The 15,732-nt window shown below is 64.9% G+C and carries 14 protein-coding genes and 1 pseudogene; 7 read left to right on the forward strand and 8 right to left on the reverse strand.

Annotated elements, in window-relative coordinates; all coding sequences use genetic code 11:
* Positions 1–244 precede the first annotated feature (244 nt).
* Both ACVIIW_RS12735 and ACVIIW_RS12740 read right to left on the reverse strand, forming a co-directional pair.
* Complete coding sequence (locus ACVIIW_RS12735) at positions 245–493, reverse strand: lysozyme inhibitor LprI family protein (protein WP_456701064.1); 249 nt, start codon at positions 491–493, stop codon at positions 245–247.
* 316 nt (positions 494–809) lie between these two features.
* The gene (locus ACVIIW_RS12740) at positions 810–1,733 is read right to left on the reverse strand and encodes a LacI family DNA-binding transcriptional regulator (protein WP_456701065.1); all 924 of its coding nucleotides are present in this window, start codon (positions 1,731–1,733) and stop codon (positions 810–812) included.
* A 375-nt stretch (positions 1,734–2,108) separates the two neighbouring features.
* On the opposite strand from ACVIIW_RS12740, the gene ACVIIW_RS12745 reads away from it, so the two are divergent.
* From ACVIIW_RS12745 to ACVIIW_RS12765, 5 genes are read left to right on the forward strand one after another with little or no spacing between them, the layout of a single operon-like run.
* Entirely contained in the window at positions 2,109–3,401 is a 1,293-nt protein-coding gene (locus tag ACVIIW_RS12745) for an ABC transporter substrate-binding protein (RefSeq protein ID WP_456701066.1), read from the forward strand.
* A gap of 35 nt (positions 3,402–3,436) precedes the next feature.
* Positions 3,437–4,477, forward strand: coding sequence for a carbohydrate ABC transporter permease (locus ACVIIW_RS12750; RefSeq protein WP_456701067.1), 1,041 nt, complete (start codon positions 3,437–3,439; stop codon positions 4,475–4,477).
* A 10-nt stretch (positions 4,478–4,487) separates the two neighbouring features.
* Positions 4,488–5,543 (forward strand): carbohydrate ABC transporter permease, encoded by a 1,056-nt coding sequence (locus ACVIIW_RS12755; protein WP_456705142.1) that lies wholly within the window; start codon positions 4,488–4,490, stop codon positions 5,541–5,543.
* A gap of 16 nt (positions 5,544–5,559) precedes the next feature.
* A complete protein-coding gene (locus tag ACVIIW_RS12760; RefSeq protein ID WP_456701068.1) occupies positions 5,560–6,642 on the forward strand; it encodes an ABC transporter ATP-binding protein in 1,083 nt (360 codons plus the stop codon).
* A 19-nt stretch (positions 6,643–6,661) separates the two neighbouring features.
* The gene (locus ACVIIW_RS12765; protein ID WP_456701069.1) at positions 6,662–8,983 is read left to right on the forward strand and encodes a TIM-barrel domain-containing protein; all 2,322 of its coding nucleotides are present in this window, start codon (positions 6,662–6,664) and stop codon (positions 8,981–8,983) included.
* Here the strand turns inward: ACVIIW_RS12765 and ACVIIW_RS12770 are convergent.
* The 5 genes from ACVIIW_RS12770 to ACVIIW_RS12790 all read right to left on the reverse strand — a co-directional run bounded on the left by ACVIIW_RS12770 (position 8,976) and on the right by ACVIIW_RS12790 (position 13,192).
* On the reverse strand, positions 8,976–9,554 hold the full coding sequence (locus tag ACVIIW_RS12770; RefSeq protein WP_456701070.1) for a hypothetical protein: 579 nt from the start codon (positions 9,552–9,554) through the stop codon (positions 8,976–8,978). The genes ACVIIW_RS12765 and ACVIIW_RS12770 overlap by 8 nt on opposite strands.
* Positions 9,555–9,783: 229 nt before the next feature.
* Positions 9,784–10,527: a CoA-transferase gene (locus ACVIIW_RS12775; RefSeq protein ID WP_456701071.1), complete on the reverse strand. Its 744-nt coding sequence runs from the start codon at positions 10,525–10,527 to the stop codon at positions 9,784–9,786.
* Positions 10,527–11,345: a CoA transferase subunit A gene (locus tag ACVIIW_RS12780; RefSeq protein ID WP_456701072.1), complete on the reverse strand. Its 819-nt coding sequence runs from the start codon at positions 11,343–11,345 to the stop codon at positions 10,527–10,529. Before ACVIIW_RS12780 ends, ACVIIW_RS12775 begins: the two co-directional genes overlap by 1 nt.
* A 239-nt stretch (positions 11,346–11,584) precedes the next feature.
* Positions 11,585–12,607 carry an aldo/keto reductase gene (locus ACVIIW_RS12785; RefSeq protein ID WP_456701073.1) on the reverse strand — a complete coding sequence of 341 codons (1,023 nt, stop codon included), beginning with the start codon at positions 12,605–12,607 and terminating at the stop codon, positions 11,585–11,587.
* A gap of 159 nt (positions 12,608–12,766) precedes the next feature.
* On the reverse strand, positions 12,767–13,192 hold the full coding sequence (locus ACVIIW_RS12790; RefSeq protein WP_456701074.1) for a PaaI family thioesterase: 426 nt from the start codon (positions 13,190–13,192) through the stop codon (positions 12,767–12,769).
* 72 nt (positions 13,193–13,264) lie between these two features.
* Between ACVIIW_RS12790 and ACVIIW_RS12795 the strand changes: the two genes are divergently transcribed.
* Together ACVIIW_RS12795 and ACVIIW_RS12800 are read left to right on the forward strand one after the other, a co-directional pair.
* Positions 13,265–13,891: an NUDIX hydrolase gene (locus tag ACVIIW_RS12795; protein ID WP_456701075.1), complete on the forward strand. Its 627-nt coding sequence runs from the start codon at positions 13,265–13,267 to the stop codon at positions 13,889–13,891.
* 55 nt (positions 13,892–13,946) lie between these two features.
* Positions 13,947–15,163 (forward strand): annotated as a pseudogene (locus ACVIIW_RS12800) (hypothetical protein).
* 125 nt (positions 15,164–15,288) lie between these two features.
* Here ACVIIW_RS12800 and ACVIIW_RS12805 read toward each other — a convergent pair.
* On the reverse strand, positions 15,289–15,591 hold the full coding sequence (locus ACVIIW_RS12805; protein WP_456701076.1) for a hypothetical protein: 303 nt from the start codon (positions 15,589–15,591) through the stop codon (positions 15,289–15,291).
* Between the last annotated feature and the right edge of the window lie 141 nt (positions 15,592–15,732).

Genomic DNA, 15,732 nt, shown 5'->3' on the forward strand with positions numbered 1-15,732 from the left:
TTCCAGGCCAACCTCCGCCCAGTACAGTTGGGCTATGTGACAACGGCTTCGTCGGGCACCGCGACCCATTCGCCGTCGATGAGAGGAATGCTGCGCATCAAGGCGTCCCGTTGAGGCGGTTTTCAAGCTGCAGCGTTCGCTGGACCAGGTCATCCAGTTCATACGACTGCGACTCGAGGAATGCGACGGACCCATTGTCGGGATCACTCGCCAGCCGGTGGGTCTCGCTCAAATGATGCTTGAGCTAGGCCCTCTGCTCCTGCTGCAATTGCGCCCGCTTCCCGTCCGCGGCCCCATGCAAAAGCCTCTGATAGGCGGCATTCAGTCGCGCATCCCATTTGCCGATTTCGACTTTGCCGCAATCCAGCATCTTCGCGGACACGCCGTCGGCCTGCGCCGTGCAGGCGTCGAACTCCGCGCTCTGCTGCGCGCTTGCAGGACATGCGGCGATCGAGAGGACGGCTCCCAGAACGAGCGATGATTTCCAGACCATTGTGGCCGTCCCATGCGTAGCTTTCACTGCGTAAAGCCTCATCCGCCTGTTGTGGCTTTTTCGCGATTGCCCTGATGAAGGCAGCGATGGCGGGGATCCACGCGCAGCCCGTCTTCGCCAGCAGGCTTCGCCGGGCAACCTCACTGCGTCGCTATCAGGGAGAAGAGATCGGCCGCGCCAAGCCCAGCTGCGAGGCTTGCTGGGCGCATTCAGAACCAAATTACGAAGCGCTATATCATTGAAAGAACGATATGATCTCTTGTGTTGGTCAGGCGCCACGCATGCGCCCACCCGGAACGCCGCGAACGGTCGCGTATCAGCCGAACTTGCAGGGAAGCAGGCGCTCGCCAAAAGCTTCGCCTCGCCAGATCAATTGCAGGCCCGCGACGATCTCCGCCCCGTAAACGGCGTAGGGAATTTCGATCGACTTCAGCCAGGGTGCAACCCACTGGTTGAGAGGCGTGCCGTCGATGCTGACAAGATCGCAATCGCCGGGAATCTTCAGGCCGTGCTCAAGGGCGCGCCGGTTCACGCCGTAGGCGATTTGGTCGCTCACACAGAGAATGGCGTCCGGCGTCTCGCTGCCGCGGAAAATTCGCGCGCCGGCATCGTAGCCTATTTGCAGATGCGATCGCCCTTCCCCGTCGGCCCGGATGATCGCCTCGTCGGACCATCCGCGCTCCCGCAGCCTGGCCACGAAGCCTGACACCCGGTCTCGCGATGCGGACGAGCCCAGCCGCGGAAAAACAACGGCCGGGGCTCGCCGCCCGAGATCGGCGAAATAGTCGGCGACGCGAGCACCCGCCGCGCAATCGTCGATTCCGACGAACGGGCCGTTGCCGTTCGGATCACGGCGGTTCACGAACACTATTGGGACGCCCGATGCCGAAAGCTCGCTCAAGCCGGGGCTGGGCACCGCGGCGACGAGGACGTAGCCGCTCACCATCTGGGCCCGCATCGCGTGGAGATACTCGTCCTGAAGCTCGGGCCGGTCGTGCGTATCGCACAAGACCATGACGTAGCCCGCCTCGCGCAGCGCCGCCTCGGTCGAACTTGCGATCGTCGCCATCGCCGGATTGTCGAGGTTGGCCGCGATCATCGCCACCAGCTGGCTTTGGCCGCGCTGGAGCGCGCGTCCCACCGGGTTCGGCCGGTAGCCAACCGCGTCGATCGCGTCGAGCACCCGCGCCACGGTGGCCGGCGAGGCGCGGCGCATCTCGCCATTGACGATCCGCGACACGGTCGAAACCGAGACGCCAGCCCGGACTGCGACTGTGGCAAGTGAGACGTCGTCTGACATAGGCCTCCGTGGGGTCTGGCCCGATCGCCTTTTCATTGTCATTTCCGACGTCCGTGGTCGAGCCCTTCCTGCACAACTAGCAAACGAAGAAATAGGGGTATTGACGCTTTGGCAAACGTTTGCCAAAGTCAGCTTAATCTTTGTTGGCGGTTTTACGCCAGCAGAAAAAGCGTGAATTCGTGGGACACGGCATCCGACTTGGGTGGGTGCCGATGCGGAAGGAAACGTCGGCACAGAGGATCCGGCCGAGAACGGACCCGTGCAATTTCTCGCGGACCCGGTGCGGGGCCGCCGAGCGGAGAGGGAGATACGAGCATGCGCGCCGCCACGACCGTGATCACGTCTTTTGCGCTGTGCTGTCTTGCCGCCGTTGTGTTCGGCGGGCCGGCCGCCGCTGAGACCACCACGCTGCGAATGACCTGGTACTCGGATGGCAACGAGGGCGAGGTGATGGCTGACCTGCTCAAGCGATTCCACGACCAGAACAAGGACATCGAAATCGTCCTGGATCAGGTGCCCTACAAGGCGGTCAACGAAACCTTGCCGGTGCAGCTGGCCTCGGGCCAAGGCCCCGACATGGCGCGCGTCGTCGATATGGGCGGTCTGTCGCGGTTTGCACTCGATTTGCGCCCCCTCCTCAAGGACCCCGGTTACTGGGAAGCGAACTTCGGTCCCTTCCTCGAATGGATGCGCCCGGCTGGCGATACCAAGTCAATTCCGGGCTTCATGACCCAGCTCACCGTCACCGGCCCGTTCGTCAACAAGACGCTTTTCGATCAAGCCGGCGTCGCGATCCCGGGCGAGAAGTCGACCTGGGAGGACTGGGCCAAGGCGGTGAAGCAGGTTGCGGACAAGGTCCAGGCGCCGTTCCCGCTCGCGCTCGACCGCTCGGGCCACCGATTCTATGCGCTCGCGGTGTCGCAAGGCACGCAGGTCTTCGGCGCGAACGGCGAGCCGGAAGTCGTCGACGAGGGGTTCAAACGCGCGGCGCAGCTCGTCTACGACTGGCATAAGTCCGGCGTGATGTCGAAGGAGCTGTGGGGCTCGGTCTCGGGCACCGCCTATCGCGGCGCCAACGACGAATTCAAGAACGCGCAAGTCGTGATGTATCTGTCCGGATCGTGGCAGATCGGTCAGTTCGCCAAGACCATCGGCGACGCCTTCGATTGGGTGGCGGTCCCCAATCCCTGCGGGCCCGGCGGCTGTAGCAGCATGCCGGGCGGCGCCGGTCTCGTCGCTTTCAAGACGACCCAGCATCCGAAGGAAGTCGCGCGGGTGATGGAATATCTCGCGAGCGAACCGGTGCTTGCGGAGTTCTATTCGCGCTCGCTCTTCGTTCCCGGCCACCTTGGGCTCGCGAAGAAGGGCATCGACTATCCGACGGCCAGCCCGGATGCTGCCGCCGCGCTGAAGGTCTTCACCGCAAGCGCGGCCCAGATTTCCCCGCTTGCCTACCGCATCCAGGGCTACGGCAACAGCCGGATCATCCTGAACGCCGCCATCAGCCGCCTCGGGCAAGCTGTCTCCGGCGAGACGACGCTCGAGGACGCCTACAAGCGCATCACCGCCGACGTCGCGCAGCAGATCGCCGAGCGCAACAAGAAGTGAAGACAACTGGTTCATCGGACGGGAGGATCACTGCGATGTCGGAGATTCTGTCCGCCACTCGGCCGCAGCGCGGCTTAGCAAACGGAGCGCTCGCATGGCTTGGCGGCGTTGCCGCTCTGCCTGTCGGCGTCGCGTTGCAACTGCTCGATCCGCCAATGCGCGCGATGCAGCGCATGATCGGCGCGCGGCGCATGGCCTATGTGTTCCTGCTGCCCAACTTCGTCTTCTTTGGCCTGTTCGTGTTCCTGCCGATCGGCATCAACGTCGTTTTCTCGGTGACCGGGGGCACGGCCCTGTTTCCCTCGCAGCGCCCCTATGTCGGCGCTGAGCAGTTCGCCTATCTGTTCGACTGCGGATCCTATCTCGATCCGTCGAGTTGCCGCGAGGACCATTTCTGGCGCGGCGTCGCCAATACGGTGAAGTTCATCTTGTTTCAGGTGACGGCGATGGTGCTGTTTTCGCTCGTCACGGCGCTCGTCCTCAATATGAAGATCCGCGGACGTGGCTTTTTCCGGGCGGTGTATTTCTTCCCCGTCCTGCTGTCCCCCGTGGTCGTCGCGCTGATCTGGAAATGGATTCTGCAGCGCGACGGACTCCTCAACGCCGCCATCACCACATTTGGCGGGCAGAAGATCCTGTTCTTCGTCGATCCCGGCTGGGCGATGTTTTGGGCGGTGTTCGTGTCGGTGTGGGCGCATATGGGCTTCTACACTCTGATCCTGCTCGCCGGCCTGCAAGCGATCCCGGCCGACCTCTACGAGGCGGCCGAGATGGACGCGACGCCGCGCTGGCGCGTGCTGATGCGCATCACGCTGCCGCTGCTGTGGCCGAACATGATCGTCGTGATCGTGCTCGCGTTGATCAAGGGCGCGCAGACCTTCGACGAGGTCTTCGTGCTGACCGGCGGCGGTCCCGGCACCGCGACGCTGATGGTCGTCCAGTACATCTATGAGACCGCGTTCTCCAGCCAGGTGCAGAATTTCGGCCTCGCCGCGGCCGCCTCCGTCGTGCTCGGCGTAGTCCTTTTCGTCCTGACGCTCCTGCAATTCGCCGCCGCGCGGCGCAAAGAGGTCTGAAATGGCAACCATGCGCCTTTCAACTCTGATTGGCCAGCGTCGCAACGGCCAAGGGCGGCCGCTGCACTGGACCGACGTCGCGGCCTACGTCTATCTGGCGTTCGGTATCGTGCTGATGTTCGGCCCGGTGCTTTGGTTGGTGATGTCGTCGTTCAAGACCCAGAGCGCGCTGCTGGAATTTCCGCCCTCCGCGCTGCCATTCGCGCAGGTCGAGGTGACGGTGCCGGGTCAGCCACAGAAGCTGCCACTGTTCCGCGTGGCGCTGCCCGATGGCACGGTTCGTGAACTGGCGCAGGTCCGGCGCATCGGGCTCATCGCCCAGATGGTCGATCCCGCCGATCCCTCGCGACAATTCCGCGTCGCGATCGATAAGCGCGAGCCGGTGCGCCGCATCGCGCTTGCGACCGAGAATTACAGCGAGCCGCTCCAGCGCTTCGCCTTCCTGCGCTTCCTGTTCAATTCGGTGTTCGTGACTGTCGTCGCGACGCTGATCACACTGCTGATCAATTCCATGGCTGCCTACGGGCTCGCCGTCTACCAATTTCCCGGTAAGCAGGCGGCGACGCTGGCGGTGATCGGAACGCTGATGATCCCGATGACGATCATCCTGGTGCCGGTCTATCTGGTGGTGACCGAACTTGGCCTCACCAACTCGCTGTGGGCGGTGATCCTACCGGGGGCGGCGACGCCGACGGGGGTATTCCTGCTGCGGCAATACATGCTGACCCTGCCGAAGGATCTGATCGAGGCCGCGCGTATGGACAAGGCGTCCGAGTGGCAGATCTATTGGCGCATCGTGATGCCGCTGACCCTGCCGGCGCTGGCGGTCCTGGCGATCTTCTCGATCATGTGGCGCTGGAACGAATTCCTGTGGCCGCTGGCGGTCCTCACCAAGACCGAGGTCTACACCCTGCAGATCGCGCTCAATGCCTTCCAGGGCGAACTCCAGACCCAGTGGCACTACTTGCTTGCGATGACGGTCGTGACGCTCATTCCCGTCGCGCTCGTCTTTGTATTCCTCCAGCGTTTCATCGCGACGGGCATCGGCTCGACGGGAATGAAATGACCGATCGGACCATCCAATGGCTGAATTGAAACTCACGGGCGCGCGTAAATCCTTCGCCAATGTCGACGTGCTGCACGGCATTGATCTGGCGGTGAAGGATGGCGAATTCGTCGTCTTCGTCGGCCCCTCCGGCTGCGGAAAGTCGACGTTGCTGCGGGTCATAGCCGGCCTCGAAAACGTCACCAGCGGTGAGGTCCTTATCGACGGCGAGCGCGTCACCCACCTGCCGGCGTCCGAGCGCGGGCTCGCCATGGTGTTCCAGTCCTATGCGCTTTATCCGCACATGAGCGTGGCCAAGAACATGGCCTTCGCGCTCGAGAACATGGGGCTCAAGCCTGCGGAGATCCAGGCGCGAGTGGCGCGTGCCGCGGCCATGCTGCGGCTCACCGATTATCTCGACCGCAAACCGAAGGCGCTCTCCGGCGGCCAGCGACAGCGCGTCGCCATCGGACGGGCCATCGTGCGCGATCCGAAGATCTTCCTGTTCGACGAGCCGCTGTCGAACCTCGACGCCGAATTGCGCGTCGCCACGCGCAAGGAACTTGCTGCGCTGCATGCCAAGCTCGGCGGCACGATGATCTATGTCACCCACGATCAGGTCGAAGCCATGACGCTGGCCGACCGCATCGTGGTGCTCAACGCCGGCCGGATCGAACAGGTCGGCACGCCGCTCGAACTCTACAACCGACCCTCGAACGCCTTCGTTGCCGGCTTCATCGGTTCACCCCGCATGAACTTCCTGCCGGCTGTGGTGACGTCCGACGACGGCACACTGCGCCTGAGCGTTGGTGAGCGCGAAGTCGAATTGCCCCGGACGGCATCCGGCCTCGTTCCCGGAGCGGGCGTGACGCTCGGCATCCGTCCCGAGCATATCGACGTCGCACCCAACACGGGCATGCTCGCGGCCACCGTCGATCTCGTCGAGCAGCTCGGCGGCGAGACGTTCATCTACGCCTCGGCGCCCGGCCTGCCGCAGATCACACTGCGCCAGGACGGCCAGTCGCAGTTCCACCGCGGCGACGCGATCGCGATCCGCTTCGCCGCCGACCATCTGCACATCTTCGATGCAACAACGGGCGCGGCCCTCGCGCGGCCCTGAGAGACCCGGAGCCTATCCCATGAAAGCCCTGACCCACGGCCGCTTCCGCGGCCTCGACGGCAATGCCGCGCTGTTCGAACTTTCGACCGGACCGGCGGCTGCCCCGCTCGCCACGCTCCGCATCACCCTTCTCGAGCGCGACATCGGCCGCGTCACCTTGCGCCGGCCGGAGGGCTATCGCCTCGATCGCGGCTGGGCGATCGCGCCTGATCGCTCCGAGCCGCCGTTCGAGGGACGGCCGCGCGACGACTTCGCAGGCTTTGCCAATCCGGCGCCGACGGTCTCGGAGGCCGGCGGCATCGTCACGCTCGCCGCCGCAGGTCTCAGCGCGCAGATCCGGCTCGATCCGTTCGGCATCGCCTGGAACCGCAACGGCGAGGATCAGCCATTCCTGCGCGACCGTCCGACCCAGGCTTATTTCCTGTCGCGCAAGACCGGTGCGTTGCTGCACGCGATGGAACGACATGAAGACGAACGCCATTATGGCCTCGGCGACAAGGCTGGTCCGCTCGATCGCACGGGGCGGCGCTTCGCCATCGATGCCGTCGACCCCTGCGGCTTCGACGCAGAGCTGTCCGATCCGCTCTACAAGATGCTGCCGTTCTTCATCGTCGACGGCGCGCGCGGTGCTCACGGCATTTTCTACGACAACCTTGCGCTCGGCTCGGTCGATCTCGGCTGCACGCTCGACAATTACCACGGCCTGTTCCGCAGCTACCGTGCCGAGGACGGTGACCTCGATTATTACGTGCTCGCCGGCCCGACGGTACCCGAGGTCACGCGCCGATTTTCCTGGCTGACCGGCGGGCAGGCTTTCGCGCCGCGTTGGACGCTCGGCTTCGCGATGACGACCATGACCATCGCGGACGCACCGGACGCGGACGCGCGGATCACCGGCTTCATCGAGGATTGCAGGCGCCACGGCATCCGCTGCGACAGTTTTCACTTCGGCTCGGGCTACACCTCGATCGGCAACCGTCGCTACGTCTTCAACTGGAATCGCGACAAGTTTCCCGACCCGGCGGCGACCATGGCGCGGCTCAAGGCCGCCGGCATGCAGCCGGTCACCAACATCAAGCCTTGCCTGCTCGACGATCACCCGCGGCTCGCTGAAGCCAGGGCCAATGGCATCCTGGTCGTCGATGGCGAGACCGGCGAGCCGGCGGTGGCGCAGTTCTGGGACGGCCTCGGCTTCCATGTCGACTTCACCAATCCGCAAGGACGGCGGTGGTGGGCGGACGGCATCCGTGACGCGCTGCTCGCCTTTGGCGTGACAGCCGTCTGGAGCGACAACAATGAATTCGAAATCTGGGACGAAGACGCGGTGTGCGATGGCGACGGCCGGCCGTATCCCCAGGCGCTGGCCCGTCCGGCGCAGGCGCTGTTGATGCACAAGCTTGCCTACGAGACCCAGGCCGCGCAGGCGCCGGACAAGCGTCCCTACACGATCACGCGGGCCGGCAGCGCAGGCATCGCCCGCTACGGCCAGACCTGGAGCGGCGACAACGAAACGTCCTGGAAGACGCTGCGCTACAACCTGACCCAGGGCCTCAACATGAGCCTGTCGGGCCTCTACAACATCGGCCATGACGTCGGCGGTTTCCATGGCCCGTCACCCGGGCCGGAACTGCTGTGCCGCTTTGTCGAGTTTTGCGCGCTGTGGCCGCGCATGGTGATGAATTCCTGGAAGACGAGCGGCATCGTCAACACGCCCTGGATGCATGAGAGCGTGCTTCCCGAGGTGCGATCGGCCATGAATTTGCGTCACAGCCTCATCCCCTATCTCTATACCCAGATGTGGCGCGCCGCGGCGGACGACGTGCCCGCGGTGCGCCCGCTGCTGTGGGATTTCGCGTCCGACGCAGTCGCCGCAGCCGTCGAGGACGCATTCATGCTCGGTCCCGATCTCCTCGTCGCTCCGGTGCTGGAAGAGGGCGCGACGACGCGCGAGGTCTATCTGCCCGCCCATCCTGGCGGCTGGTACGACTGGCATGACGGTACGCCGTTCGAGGGCGGGCGAACCATCACCGTCGCAGCACCGCTGGGCCGGCTACCGCTCTTCGCGCGCGCGGGCTCGATCGTTCCGATCGAGGACGAGAAGGGGCTGACGGCAATCGTGTTCGGGCCCCCCGATCATGGCGGCTCCGGCCTTGTCTATGTCGATGATGGCGAGACGGCGGATTGGCGCAGGACAGGCCGGGCAATCGAATTCCGTCTGCGTCGCGATGAGATTGGTTTCGTTCTCGACGTCTGTGGAGAAGAGTTGGCGGCACCCATCCGCGCCCGCGGCGTCGGCGTGCCGAAGCTGCGCCTCGACGCGAAGCGTCTGTCGCCTACTTGAACGGATCCTGGACCGACGGCGACGACTGCCTGATCCGGCGCACACTCACTGGCGTGCCGTCGGAGACGAACAGCAATTCATATGTCCGGCCTTCGCTGTCGATCGCAGAGCAGGTGACGTCGTTCACCCTCCTGGCGGCGAAATTGCCTGTTTGCCGGCAGGTGCCGGTGGAGGTCTGCGCAGCCGGGACCGGCAGGCCGTCAACCTTTGGCCTGTGCTTGGAGTTGAGCAGCATGCGGTCGATCGGCAGCTCATAGGAATTGTCGTCGGCCCGCTTGCCGTTCTGGCCGGAGAAGGACACGACGTGGTTCTCGTCGCTGGGGTCGTCGACGGCGACGGCGAAATTGACCCGGCCCTTGTCGTCGTGCGCGAAGGCCACGGTCTTGCAGGCAAAGGGACGCCCGGCGACCTTCAGCGTCTTGCAGTGGCCCGACATCAGAGCCAGCACGTCGACAAGTGAATTCTGTTGCGCCGGCGGATTGTTCACCGGGACCGTGGTGGAAGATTCGGCCAAACAAGGACTTGCGAGAGCAATGAGAGATGCAGCCAGAACCAGTCGGTGGAGGCGCATCGTCAGGCTCATGTGCCGGCGGGCCACGGAGGGGCGGAAGTTCCGTCCAGTAACCATCAGATCGCAAATTGGTTGCGATCCCGTTTGCTCCGTCACGTGTCCGGTCAAGCCCGTCTGCAATACCACCGCGCCACCCATCGGCGATTCGCCCTGACCGCCCGCCTCAATCGTGCCAGCAGGCACTTGCCGCCAAGCCGATGTTTTTTTCGTGGCAGCAACGAAGCGGGCGTCATGCCGCCTGCTTCATGGTCCGAGCAAAAGCCGGATAAGTCTCGGCAAGCTCATCGAAAATCCGGCCGCGGAGCAGCGCCAGCGTCGCGGCATCCGGCCGCGGGGTCTCGCGCACGACGTCCGGCTCCCGGTAGGCGAAGCCCGTGTTCTCCCTGATGTCGGCCGGGGTGAAGGGCGGGTGCACGGAGCGCAAGGCAAAGCCGCCTGCCTCGCGATCGAAGTCGAACAGCGCCATGCTGGTCAGCAGCGCATGCGGCCCGCCGCGGCGCGGCACCTCCGGCGTTATGGCACGCGCGCTGACGAAATCGACCTTGGGTACGAACACGCGCGGCGAATGCTCCTCGCGAAACAGGATCACGCGCGGCACGAGATGATAGAGATAGGCCGAGCCGAACGAGCCGGGCCAGCGCACGTGGCTCGCGGGATAATCGCCGGTGCCGACCAGGTTGATGTTGCCCTCGCCGTCGATCTGGCCCCCGCCGAGGAAGAAGGCGTCGACCCGGCCTTGCGCGGCACAGTCGAACAGCTCGATGCCACCATTGGTGAAGAAATTATGCGCCCGCGATCCCAGGATCGAGATACGCACCGGCGGCTTGCCACAGAGCTCGTTGCGGGCGCGCAGCAGCATGGCCCCGGCCGCAGGGATCGGCGACGACGCGCCGACCGCGACATGACGGATGCCGTCGAGCAGATCGGCAATGGTCACAATCAGGATTTCGCGCCGCTCGCGCTCGGCTGACATCACGCGACCTGCTTGCGATGGGTCAGGAAGGTCGAGAGGTAGGCGCGAAAGCCGTCGTCGCTGCGCGCCATCGCGGCGTAGCGCGCAATCTCGGCCTCGTCGGCCGGATATTCGTCCCACAGCGCCAGCGGCCAGGCGCCGCGTTCGGCGACGGCGATGGTGTCGACATAGAGCGAAGGCAGCACACCGGCAGCGGAATCCTTGCCATCCAACAGATTGCGATCGACGATGCGCTCCACGGTGACCAGCGTGCGCTTCGACGCATAAGCGAGGTCGGCGAGCTCGCGATGCCGGCCGATGCGGACATTGCCGGCGCGGTCGGCTTCGGGTGCGTGAAACAGCGCAACGTCAGGCGAGATCGCGGGCACCACGACCACCTTGCGCGCCTCGCCGACGGGACTATCGATCACCTGCCAATCGGATCGCACGTTGAGGAGATCGCTGCCGATGATGCCGGCGATCGGCATGAACGGCACGCCTTTCTGCGCGGCGAGCAGCCCGGCATAGATCGCGGGGCAGGTGGAGTCGCGCATCGTGAAGGCTCGGCTCTTGATGCCGGCGGTGAAGCGCGGCGCGGCGCCGGCCTCGCCCAGCGACACCGCGCTGGTTTCCAGCGAGGCGACGGCCCCGGCACCGATCAGGAGATCGGCCTGCAGGCCGGAGATCGGCACGCAGATCAGCTTGAGGTCGCGGACTCCGGCCTCCAACAGCGCCGCGGTCGCCGTCATTGCCACGCCCGAGCCGTCGACGGGAATTGCCAGCGACCGGCCCGGTGTAACCCGCGCCGCCAGTGCCTCCAGCGCAACGATCTCGGTCATGGGCGTCCTCCGGCCGTGTTGTCTCCATCCTGCCTCAAGCCATCGCCGCCTGCCAGCGCGTCTCGCGCAAGGATGGCGTGCGGCCCGCATCGCCGTGCGCGCGCTCCAGCGTTTCCGCCGTGCCGGTCTCGCCCGAGAGCATCTGGTCGACGCGCTCGCTGGAGGCGGACGCCGCCTGTTCGGATGTGGTGGAGAGCGGGAGGCCGTAGCGGTCCTTGCGCCATTGTCGTCTTCCGCTCTCACGCCGTTCGCGCGCGGCGTCCTTCGATCGGATAGGCGGGATCGTTGTAGCCCGGCGTCGAGGGATGACCCGGCACGACCAGCCGGTCGATCAATGCCTCGTCCTCCGCGGTGAAGCGGTAGTCGAGCGCGCGGATATAGCCGTCCCACTGCTCCTCGGTGCGCGGGCCGGCGACGATCGAGGAGACGAAAGCGGAATTGAGCACCCAGGCGACCGCGAACTGGCCGGCGGTGATACCGTTCTTCTCGGCGTGAGTCTTGATCTCCTGCGCGAGCTCAAGCGATTCCGGCCGCCATTCCGTCTGCATCATCCTGACGTCATTGCGGCCGGCGCGCGTCTCCTTGTCCGGCGCTGCATCGGGCTTGTACTTGCCGGTGAGCACGCCGCGCGCCAGCGGGCTATAGGGCACGATGCCGAGGCCGTAATGGGCGCAGGCCGGAAAGTGCTCGACCTCGGGCATGCGGTTCATCGCATTGTAATAGGGTTGGCTGGCCACCGGGCGGTCGATGCCGAGCCGGTCGCAGATGTTGCAGATCTCGGCGACGCGCCAGGCACGGTAGTTGGAGACGCCGAAGTAGCGGATCTTGCCTGATCGGACGAGATCGCCCATCGCGCGCACCGTCTCCTCCAACGGCGTCGCATGGTCTTCCTTGTGCAGATAGTAGATGTCGATGTGATCGGTGCCGAGCCGCTTCAGGCTTTCGTCGGCCGCCTGCAACACCCACCGTCGCGAGAGTCCGACGCGATTGGAATCGTTCCCCGTACCAGTGTTCATGGGATTGGCGAGTTTCGTCGCGAGCACCCAGGCATGCCTGATGTTGCCGATCGCGCGGCCGACGACTTCCTCGGAGACGCCCTTCGAATAGGCGTCCGCCGTGTCGATGAAATTGATACCGGCCTCGTACGCCTTGGCAATGATCCGCTGCGAGGTCGCCTCATCCGTCGGCCCGCCGAACATCATGGTGCCCAGGCAGATCGGCGAGACCTTCAGGCCGCTGCGGCCGAGTTGGCGGTATTGCATGGGCGGATCCTTGTTGCTTCTTGTGGCGCCAGCATAGCTGCCCGGTTCCGTCATTGCGAGCGGAGCGAAGCAATCCAGAACTGCATCTGCGGAGAGACTCTGGATCGCTGCGCCGCGCTCGCAATGACGCGGAGAGAGCGGGGGCAGCTCGACCGCAGCCTACGCCGGCCCCTTCAGGATCTTGAACACGCCGTTCGCCATCACCACGCAGCGGCCGTCGACGGTGACCTCGGTGCTCATGAAGATCAGGCTGCGGGTCGAGCGCACCACGCGGGGGCGGGAGATCAGGATGTCGCCGATCTGGCCGGCCTCGACGAAATGGGTGTCGAGCTGCACCGTGGCCATATACTCCTTGCCGGAGACATAACGGGCGCTCATGCCGCAGGTGCGGTCCGCAAAGGTCATCATCACGCCGCCCTGGACCATGCCGCGGCGGTTGTGGTGCTTGTCTTCGGTCGCGAGCGCGAATTCGTAGTGGCCGTCGACCTTGCGCTCCCACAGGGGGCCGACCAGGTGCATGAAGCCCGTGGTCTCCAGGATGCTCCATCCGTCCGATTTGAGCATTGCGGCCGTTTTGCTGGTCATGGCGCCGTCCATCCTCGCAACGCTTGATCTCTCCTCGTTTCATCGAGCGCGGTCCTGGTGTAGTCAAGCATCATGAGAGCTTTCGGCGATGCCACCAGACGGAATATCGCAGAGGCCTGCGCCGCATTTGCGCGGCTGCCTGATGCAGCCGCGCCATCGGCGCTGAAGCGGGCCGCGGTGGTGCTGGCGCTGACCGCGTCCAATGACGGTCACGACACGGCGTTTCTGCTGACCATGCGCGCATCGAGCTTGCGCTCGCATCGCGGCCAGTGGGCGCTGCCCGGTGGTCGCTGCGACGCCGGCGAAACGCCGGTGGAGGCAGCATTGCGCGAGCTGGAGGAAGAACTCGCGCTCAGGCTTGCACCTGACGCCGTGCTTGGCCTGCTCGACGACTATCCGACGCGCTCCGGCTATCTGATCACGCCGGTCGTGGTCTGGGCCGACGAGAGCGCCGCCATCGTGCCGAACCCGGACGAGGTCGCCTCGGTCCATCGCATCGCGCTCGACACGATCGAGCGCGACGATGCCTTCGACTTCACTGCGATACCCGAAAGCAGTCGCCGCGTGATCCGCTTCCATCACCAGATGAGCTTGATCCACGCACCGACCGCGGCGCTCATCTACCAGTTCCGCGAGGTGCTGGCCGGGCGGCAGACCCGCGTCACGGACCTGGAACAGCCGGTGTTCGCCTGGAAATGAGATGGTAAACGGCGTGTTAACGTGACGGTTACCTGATGCCTGCTAAGACGGCAGCATGCATCATTCGATTCGAACATATCTGGCGCTGGTTCCACTCGCGGTCGTCCTGCTCGTTCCCGCCGCGCGTGGCGGCGGGTCCGACGCGCTGCCGTCCGCCGTTCGCAATGCCAACGCCCAGCTGCTGTCGCAGTTCTTCGCGCAAGGCGGCGGCGCATCGCCGGCCGTGCTGGAATATCGCCGCAAGCTGGCGGAGTATCAGCAGATCCGTGGCGCCTTCGACGAAGAGGCCGGCGCCTATTGGAGCCAGGTCACGGAAAAGCGGAAAGGCCGCAACGCCAAGCGGCGCAGTGGGCAGCAGATCACGCTCGACGACTACGTGCTGGAGCAGCCGCCTGTCTATACCGGCCCGAAGCGGCCGGTGAATCCGGAGCCGGAGGAAACGCCGAGCCGTCCTCCCCGCAAGCCGCTTCCGGTCGCCTCCGATCTTTTGCGCGCAGCGCAGGATCTCTATCAATTCACGCCGCAGCGGCCGACCTCCGAGGTCGAGTTCAAGCGTGCCTATGCGCGCTACGCGCTCGCATCCGGGCTGACGCGCGAGCAGGCGGTGCGGGTCTATTCGTTCGAGACCGGAGGTACCGGCAATTTCGACGTGCAGGCCGGCATCGAGCATGGTGGCAAGCGCGCGATCTCGACCGCGATGGGCTACAACCAGCTGCTCACCACCAACAGCGTCGAGCTGCTCGCCGAGCAGGGGCATGAGTTCATCCGCGCGCTCTCCGACAAGATCGCGCGCTCCTCCGGGCCGGCGCGGCAGTTGCTCGAGCACAAGCTTGGCGTTCTGAAGAAAATGGTGGCGCATGCGAAGTCGGTGCCGGACACCTGGTCGGAGCATGAGAAGATCGGCGACACCGCGCAGGGCTGGGCCATGCATGCGATGGTGCTCGACATCGACATCGGGCCGATGCTGCAAACCCACAAACTCTTGACCTCGGTGCTGTTCGCCCGCGCCAAGGGCTACACCCGTCCACTCACCGCGGCCGAGCTCGAGATGATGAACCTCACGGGCGACGGCACCGGCCTGGACATGGTGACGATGCCGCAGGCGATGCGCGAGCAGGTGCCGACCTCGAACTTCTTCCAGCGCAGCGGCTACGAGCGCAACCCGTCGCGATCCGCCACAACACGGTGGCCAAGCTGCTGGCGGTGACGGATGCGCGGATGGACAGCAACAGCAACAATGCCGGCGCACGGGAGCTGGCGGCGGCGTTTTAGGACGGTGCCTCTTCCGGGTGAGGGGGTACAGGTCTCTCGACGATCTCATGCGCGGAGAGAAGCCTCTCGCCCCAACCGCCTCCCCGTAGGAACGGGGCGAGGGAGCGCGCCAGCGATCGTGGCCTCTACTGATCTGGCCCGAACTTGAACCGGCCGTCGCCTTCGAGATACTGCCCGCTGCGCATATAGAGCTGGCCGTTCTGGCCGATGAAGAACAGCGTGCCCCTGGGCACCTTCTTGGCGCCCTTCAGGAGTTCACCTGCATTGCTGGTGCCCATTTTGTAGGAAAACGTCTTGCCTTCCTTGTCATAGGCATAGCCTGTGTCCGGCTTGAGCTCCCACGGCGTTGCGGTGTTTTGCGCGAAAGCGGGCGCGGAGAGCGCGCCCAGTGCGGCTGCAATTGCAAATGTCTTGATTGAAAATGCCATCATCCATCTCCCCACCATCGGTGGTGCCCGTTTTGAACAAATCACGAACGATGATGCCCGGTCAATCCGCAATGACGCCGCAGCGCATCACGCCTTGCCCAGCAGTTTGTGATTTTCCCTTCGTCCCCTCGCGACTATGTT

This window comes from Bradyrhizobium sp. USDA 4449 (genome assembly GCF_054056275.1).